General features: G+C 67.6%; 6 protein-coding genes. 1 reads left to right on the forward strand and 5 read right to left on the reverse strand.

The window, feature by feature from the left end; genetic code table 11:
- The 5 genes from ACLJK8_RS20995 to ACLJK8_RS21015 form a co-directional block, all read right to left on the reverse strand.
- On the reverse strand, positions 1-1635 hold a 1635-nt coding region (locus tag ACLJK8_RS20995), incomplete at its 3' end, for an ABC transporter substrate-binding protein (RefSeq protein WP_413152338.1).
- A gap of 18 nt (positions 1636-1653) precedes the next feature.
- On the reverse strand, positions 1654-2388 hold the full coding sequence (locus ACLJK8_RS21000) for an MIP/aquaporin family protein (RefSeq protein ID WP_413152339.1): 735 nt from the start codon (positions 2386-2388) through the stop codon (positions 1654-1656).
- A gap of 37 nt (positions 2389-2425) precedes the next feature.
- Positions 2426-4000 (reverse strand): glycerol-3-phosphate dehydrogenase/oxidase, encoded by a 1575-nt coding sequence (locus ACLJK8_RS21005; RefSeq protein WP_413152340.1) that lies wholly within the window; start codon positions 3998-4000, stop codon positions 2426-2428.
- 4 nt (positions 4001-4004) lie between these two features.
- Complete coding sequence (glpK, locus tag ACLJK8_RS21010) at positions 4005-5531, reverse strand: glycerol kinase GlpK (protein ID WP_413152341.1); 1527 nt, start codon at positions 5529-5531, stop codon at positions 4005-4007.
- A 122-nt stretch (positions 5532-5653) separates the two neighbouring features.
- Positions 5654-6535 (reverse strand): DeoR/GlpR family DNA-binding transcription regulator, encoded by an 882-nt coding sequence (locus tag ACLJK8_RS21015; RefSeq protein WP_413152342.1) that lies wholly within the window; start codon positions 6533-6535, stop codon positions 5654-5656.
- Between the two features lie 522 nt (positions 6536-7057).
- Between ACLJK8_RS21015 and dctP the strand changes: the two genes are divergently transcribed.
- Positions 7058-7873: TRAP transporter substrate-binding protein DctP (dctP, locus tag ACLJK8_RS21020; protein ID WP_413152343.1), on the forward strand; the 816-nt coding region annotated here is incomplete at its 3' end.

The following is a 7873-nucleotide window of genomic DNA, read 5'->3' on the forward strand; positions in this document are numbered from 1 at the left end:
CAGTTCCGGCGCGCAGGCGATCATCCGCGGGTCCTGCGCGAGCCGCGCCAGCAGCGCGTCCTGATCGGCGGCGATCCGCGCCACGGCCTCCTCGGGGCTCGCGCGACCCTCGACCGCGGCGGCCAGCGTCTGCCACCAGGCCTGCGCCAGCAGCGGATAGTTCGGCACATTGGCGCCGGTCGGGGTCCAGAGCTCCCGCGCCGGCCCGCGGTAGAATTCGACCAGCCCGCCGAGGCTTTCGGAGGCCTCGGTCATCGCCGCGCTCGCGATATCCGAGGCGCGGATCGGGGTCAGCCCGACCAGCGTCTTGCGGAGCGAGACCGACTTGCAGACGCAGAACTGCGCGTAGAGCCAGGCCGCCTTGCGCCGCTCGACCGGGGTGCTCTCCATGAGCGTCCAGGCGCCGCAATCCTGATAGCCGAGCTTCATCCCCTCGCGCCAGTAGGCGCCATGCGGGGTCGGGGCGACGCGCCAGCGTGGGCTGCCGTCGGCGTTCATCACCGGCAGGCCGGGCTGGGTCACCTCCGGCGTGAAGGCGGTGTACCAGAAGACCTGCTGGGCGATATTGCCCTGCCCCGGCACCGGGCCCGCTTCGGTGAAGGTCATCCGCGCGGCCTCGGGCGGCGCGTATTTCCGGAGCCAGTCCACGTATTTGCGGAGCGCATAGGCCGCGGCCGGGCTGTCCGCGGCCCCGCCGAGCGCGACACTCGCACCCTTCGGATGGCAGTCCTCGACCCGGATGCCCCATTCGTCGACGGGAAGGCCGTTCGGCAACCCGGGATCGGCGGCGCCGGCGAGCGAGAGCCAGGCATCGGTGAAGCGCCAGCCGATCGACGGGTCGCGCGCGCCATAGTCCATGTGCCCCCAGACGCGGGCGCCGTCGATCTCACGCACCTCGTTGGTGAAGAAATCGGCGATGTCCTCGTAGGCCTTCCAGTTCACCGGCACGCCAAGCTCGTAGCCGTGGCGCTCTCGGAACCGGTCGCGGAGATCCTCGCGCTCGAACCAGTCGTGGCGGAACCAGTAGAGCGCGGCGAACTGCTGATCGGGAAGCTGGTAGAGCTTGCCATCCGGCGCCGTGGTGAAGGACTTGCCGATGAAATCATCGAGATCGAGCGTCGGCAGGGTCACATCCGCGCCCTCGCCCGCGATCCAGTCGGAGATCGGCACCACGCCGCCATAGCGGAAATGCGTGCCGATGAGGTCGCTGTCGCTGACATAGGCGTCGTAGAAGTTCCGGCCCGAGCGCCGCTGCTGCTGCAGGCGGTTCACCACCTCGCCCTCATGGGCGAGATCGTGAATGACGGTGATGCCGGTGATCTCCGAGAAGGCGCGCGCGAGCACGCGCGCCTCGTACTGATGGGTCCGGATCGTCTCCGAGAGGACGAAGATCCGGCGCGCGCGCAACGGGGCGGCCGCGCGGGCGAAGAACTCCATCTCGGCCATCTGCTCATCGAGCGAGAGCGTGGAGGGGCTGAACTCGACCTCGGTCCAGCGCCGGGCGGCGGCGAGCCGCTCGTTGCCGAACGCGCCGCCCGGAACGTCCCCGATCTGGGCGACGGCCGCGCCGGGCAGGAAGCCCAACCCGGCAGCCGAGGTGGCGCCGAGGAAGCGGCGGCGGGAAAGACGGGACATGCTCATCCTCCCCACCCCTCAGCGGAAGTTCACGTCGAGTGGGTCCTGCAGCACCAGGTAGGCCAGCGCTGCGAGGATCGCGCCGATGACCGGACCCGCGACCGGTATCCAGGCGTAACTCCAGTCGGAGTCCCGCTTGCCCGGCACCGGCAGCAGCGCATGCATGATCCGGGGCGCGAGATCGCGCGCGGGGTTGATCGCATAGCCGGTCGTCCCCCCGAGCGAGAGCCCGATCGCGAGGACCAGAAGCCCCACGGGAAGCGCGTCGAGACCGCCGAGACCGAAGACCGACACCGCGAGAAAGAGGACCGCGAAGGCCAGCACGAAGGTTCCGACAATCTCCGAGACGAGATTGGAGACCGGGTTGCGGATCGCGGGGCCGGTGCAGAAGACCGCGAGTTTCAGGTTCGCGTCCTCGGTCCGGGCGAAGTGGTCGCGATAGACGAGCCAGACCAGCGTCGCCCCGAGCGCGCCGCCGAGGAACTGGGCGGCGATGTAGCCCGGCACATCGCCCCAGGCGAACTTGCCCGCGATGGCGAGCGCGAGTGTCACCGCCGGGTTGAGATGCGCGCCGCTGAAGGCCGCGACGGTGAAGACGGCGACGAAAACCGCCATCGCCCAGCCCCAGGCGATGACGATCCAGCCCGCCCCCTGCCCCTTGGTGTCGTTCAGGACCACGTTGGCGACCACGCCATTGCCCAGCAGGAGCAGGATCGTGGTGCCGATCAGTTCTCCGAGAAAGGGAGTCATCATCTCGCTGTCTCCTCGAATTGGTGCCGAAAAGCCGCCGTCACGGCAGCAGGTATCCGTTCGCAAGCTCGCGATAGGCTTCGACCTGGGCGCTCTCCCAGTCCGGCCCGCGGTCGAGTTCCCGCGCGAGGACACGCGCGACCTCCGGCGCCGCCTCGATGCTGGCGCGCGCGTCGAGAAGCAGCGCCCGGGTCCGGCGGGCGAGAACATCCTCGACGGTGCGTGCCATCTCGTGCCGGGCACCCCAGGCGGCTTCGCCGAGGAAATAGGGCAGCCGCTCGTGCATCGGTGCGCCAAGCTCCGGCGCCTCGCCCATCACGCGGCGCACGCCCGGCTCGTCCGAGCCGTATAGCGACAGGAGACCGTCCGACTTCGCCGTCTGTTTCAGCCAGCCGTGCAGGCGCAGATCGCGCGTCGGCGAAGGCCGCTCGTCGAGCCCCGCGACCAGCGCCGCGGTATCGACGGTGTCCTCGGCCATCTTGCGGTAGGTGGTCCACTTGCCGCCGGTGATGGTGACGAGGTTCGACTTCGAGATCATCAGCACATGGTCGCGCGCCAGCGCCGCCGTCCCCTTGTCGCCCGGCGAGCGGACGAGCGGGCGGACGCCGCAATAGACGCTCAGCACGTCCTCGCGCTTCGGATCGCGCGCGAGGTAGATCGCGGCGTGCTCCAGCAGGAAGGCGATCTCCTCCTCCTTCGCCCGGGGCTCGAGCGGCGTGTCGTGGATCTCGGTATCGGTGGTGCCGACGATGGTGCGCCCGTGCCAGGGCACCGCGAAGAGCACGCGGCCATCGGCAGTCTTCGGCACCATGATCGCGCTCTCACCAGCGAGGAAGGAGCCGTCGAGCACGATATGCACGCCCTGGCTCGGCGCCATCAGCCGCTCCTCCTCGGGATCGTCGATCTGGCGGATATCGTCGGAGAAGATGCCCGTCGCATTGACCACGACGCGGGCGTCGAGCTCGTATTCCTCGCCCGTCTCGGTGTCGGTGGCGCGCACCCCCGCGACCAGATCGCCGCGCTTGCGGAGCTCGGTCACCTTCATGTAGTTGAGCGGCACCCCGCCCTTGTCGGCGATCGTCCGCGCCAGCGTGATCGCGAGCCGGGAGTCGTCGAACTGGCCGTCATGATAGATGACGCCGTTCCTGAGCCCCTTCGGCTCGACATTCGGCAGGCGCCGCATGGTCTCCTCGCGCGAGAGGACCTTAGACGGCCCGAGCCCCATCTTGCCCGCCAGCAGGTCGTAGAGCTTCATGCCGACGCCGTAGAAGGGCCCCTCCCACCAGTCATAGACCGGCACCACGAAGGGCAGGTTGTGGGCCACATGCGGCGCGTTGGCGAGCAGCCGCCCGCGCTCCTTCAGCGCCTCCATCACCAGCGAGACATTGCCCTGCTGCAGATAGCGCACGCCGCCATGCACCAGCTTGGTCGAGCGGCTGGAGGTCGCCTTGGCGAAATCATGCTGTTCGAGGAGCAGCGTGCGATAGCCGCGCGCGGCGGATTCGAGCGCGGTGCCGAGCCCCGTCGCGCCGCCGCCGATCACGATGACATCCCAGTATTCCGGTTCTTCGCGAAGCTGCGCCAGCCATGCCGCGCGGTTCATTCCCTGTGCCATCTCGTCATTCCTCTCCGGCGGCGTCGTCATCCTCGGCCCAGCCCTTGGCGCGCTCGAGGGCCTTGTTCCAGCGTTTGTAAAGGCGCTCGCGCTCGACCTCCGGCATGGATGGCTCGTAGCGTTTGGCAAGCTTCCACTTGGCGTCGAGTTCCTCGCGGCTTTCCCAGAAGCCCGTTGCGAGACCCGCGAGATAGGCGGCGCCGAGCCCCGTCGTCTCGACGATCCGCGGAACCTCCAGCGGCACGCCGAGCATGTCGGCCTGGAACTGCATCAGCCAGGAATTGACCGACGCGCCGCCATCCGCGCGCAGTTCCTTGAGCTTGATGCCGCTGTCGCGCTCCATGGTCGCGACCACGTCGCGCGCCTGGTAGCACATGCTCTCGAGCACGGCGCGGCTGACATGGGCCTGCGTCGTGCCGCGGGTCAGCCCGATCAGGAGGCCCCGGGCATAGGGGTCCCAATGCGGCGCGCCGAGCCCGACCAGCGCCGGCACGAAATAGACCCCGTCGTTGGAGGCGAGCGAACGGGCCTGCTGCTCGGTCTCCGCCGCGCCCTTGATGATCTTGAGCCCGTCGCGCAGCCATTGCACCGCCGCGCCGGTGACGAAGATCGCACCTTCGAGCGCGTATTCCACCGGCTCGTCGCCGATCCCCCAGGCGATGGTGGTGAGCAGCTTCTCCTTGCTCTTCACCGCCTCGGTGCCGGTGTTCATCAAGACGAAGGACCCGGTGCCATAGGTGTTCTTCGCCAGCCCCTCGCCATAGCAGGCCTGGCCGAAGAGCGCCGCCTGCTGGTCACCGGCGATGCCCGCGACCGGAATGGAGTGGGTGCCGAAGAACATCTCCGGATCGGTCTCGCCATAGATATGCGACGAGGGTTTCACCTCTGGCAGGATCGCGGCCGGGATGTCGAGAAGCTCGAGGATCTCCGTGTCCCATTCGAGCTCGTGGATGTTGTAGAGCAGCGTGCGCGAGGCGTTCGAGTAATCCGTGATATGGACCCGGCCGCCGGTCAGCTGCCAGACCAGCCAGCTGTCGATCGTGCCGAAGGCGATCTCGCCCCGTTCGGCGCGCGCCCTGAGACCCGGCACGTTTTCCAGCATCCAGCGGACCTTGGTGCCCGAGAAATAGGGATCGACGACAAGGCCGGTCTTGGCGCGGATCGTCTCTTCGAGCCCGTCCCGCGCCCTCAGTTCGTCGCAATAGCCGGCGGTGCGCCGGTCCTGCCAGACGATGGCGTTCGAGACCGGCTTGCCGGTCGCGCGGTCCCACATCACCACCGTCTCGCGCTGGTTCGTGATTCCGATGGCGTTGAGATCGCTGGCGCGGATGCCCGCGTCCTTCAGCGCCGCCTCGATGACCGAGACGGAGACGTGCCAGATCTCGGAGGCATCGTGCTCGACCCAGCCCGGGCGCGGATAGTGCTGGGTGAACTCCGAATAGGCCCGGCCCCTGATGCCGATGTCATGATCGAAGATCAGCACCGTGGTCCCGGTCGTGCCCTGATCTATCGCCAGGATATACTCGCTCATGTCGTCTCCTCCCATGTGACGTGGCGGAATGGACGCGCGCGCGGAGGTACCCCGCGGCGCGGTTTCTCGGCCGCCGCGGTTCGCCGGCCGGATTCTCTGGATGCTTGGTGGCGAGTTGCCGGTCAGGCGGCGACTTCGGTCCCTGGCGCGGCTTCTATGAGTCCGACGCCGGCCTCCTCGGCGACGCGCCGGACAGACTCGCTCGAGCAGCGGTCGGTGACGAAGGTGCCCACCTCGCGGAGTTCCGCGACCCGGACCGGCGCGGCGCGGTCGAACTTGGTCGAATCGGCCGCCAGGATCGCGTTGCGCGCGCCCCGCAGCACCTCCTGGGTGACCTTGACCTCGCGATAATCGTAGTCGAGCAGCACGCCGTCCGCGTCGATGGCCGAGGCGCCGATGACCGCGTGGTCGAGGCGATACTGCCGCACGAACTCGACCGCGGCTTCGCCGACGATGCCGCCGTCCGAGCGGCGCACGTGACCGCCCGCGAGCATGACCTCGATATTNGCGTGGTCGAGGCGATACTGCCGCACGAACTCGACCGCGGCTTCGCCGACGATGCCGCCGTCCGAGCGGCGCACGTGACCGCCCGCGAGCATGACCTCGATATTCGGATAGGGGCGCATCGTGTTGGCGACGACGAGATCGTTCGTCACCACCATCAGCCCCCGATGCTGCAGCAGTTCCTGCGCCACGGCGCCGGTCGTCGTGCCGATCGCGATGAAGACCGAGGCGTATTCGGGAATGAGCCCGGCGACCGCCCGGGCGATGGCGGCCTTGCCCTCCGCCGCGAAGCCGCGCCGCGCATCGTAACCGACGTTCTCCGCGCCCGACGAGATCATGGCCCCGCCATGGATCCGCGCCAGCAGCTTGCGCTCGCAGAGGTCGTTGAGGTCCTTCCGGATCGTCTGGGGCGTCACGTCGAAGCGGCTCGCCAGATCCTCGACGGTGACCTTCCCGAACTGCCGGGCGAGGTCGAGGATGGCGTGATGCCGGGCCATCATGACGTGAACCGCCGCGGAAGGCGGAAAATCGAGTTTCTCCCCAAGGCTCGTTTCCTCCCGTTTTTCTTCGTTTCGATGATATTAACCGAAAGAATAGGAATATCAAACGAAAATTCCGAGTTTCCACGACAATGGGTCGGATTTCATGCAATGGTCTGAAACAAAAGCATAAAAAACTGCCGCCCAGCGTGCGACCGGCCAGGCCACCCGCCATTCACAGGCGAAATCTTCGATTCGGTTCGCATTCCGAAACCCGGCAACCCGGGTCCTTGCCTTGGCCGCCGGGCGGTCGAGACGCGGCGCTACCCCGACGTTCCCGATTGCGATCTATGCGATCATGCGTCGCCTCGCGAGATCCATGTCCAGCGGGACCGGCGGTCGGGACAATGGCATCATGTTGATTTCTATCGAAAAAATCGTTTTCTCCGCTGAGGATGTTTGGGTATGCTGCCACCCAATCCGGCAGATTCGCAGGCGCTGGCGCGCAGGCGAGCCCGGAAAAGATCGACGGGAGGAAACACGATGACGATCTCGATGACGCGCCGCGTCCTGATGACCGCGACGGCCGCGCTCGCAATGACCGGGGCGGCGATGACCGCGACGGTGGCGGGCGCGCAGGACAAGGTCACGCTTCGCCTGTCGGCGGTGAACTCGGAAACCGACCAGCGCGCGATCGCGATGATCGAGATCTTCGCGCCCGCCATCGCCGAATTCGCCACGTTCGAGCCGCACTGGAACGGGACTCTCTTCGGCCAGGGGACGGAGCTGGAAGCGATCGCCGCCGGCGACATCGAGATGGCGATCACGGCGGCGCAGGAGATCGCTCCCTACTTCCCCGAATGGTCGATCTTCGCCGCCGGCTACGTCCTGCAGGATGCCGAGCATCAGGTCCGGGTGTTCAACGACCCGCTGATGGACCCGTTCAAGCAGACCGTGGAGGAGGAGCTGGGCGTTCATCTGCTGGCGCCGATGTATCTCGGCCGCCGCCACGTGAACCTGCGCCAGTCCCGCGAGGAGGTCGACATCAAGACCCCCGCCGACCTGAACGGCATCAACCTGCGGATGCCGAGCGCGGATTCCTGGCAGTTCCTCGGCCGCGCGATCGGGGCCAACCCGACGCCGATGGCCTTCACCGAGGTCTATACCGCGCTGCAGTCCGGCGCGGTCGACGGGCAGGACAACCCGCTCCCGACCGTGGTCGATGCCAAGTTCTACGAGGTGACGAAACAGGTCGCCCTGACCTCGCATCTGGTCGACTGGAACTTCATCGCCATCTCCGCCGAGGTCTTCAACAACCTGCCGCCCGAGCAGCAGGAGGCCGTGACCGCGGCGGCCGTC

This window comes from Amaricoccus sp. W119 (assembly GCF_047275745.1).
Lineage (GTDB): Bacteria > Pseudomonadota > Alphaproteobacteria > Rhodobacterales > Rhodobacteraceae > Amaricoccus.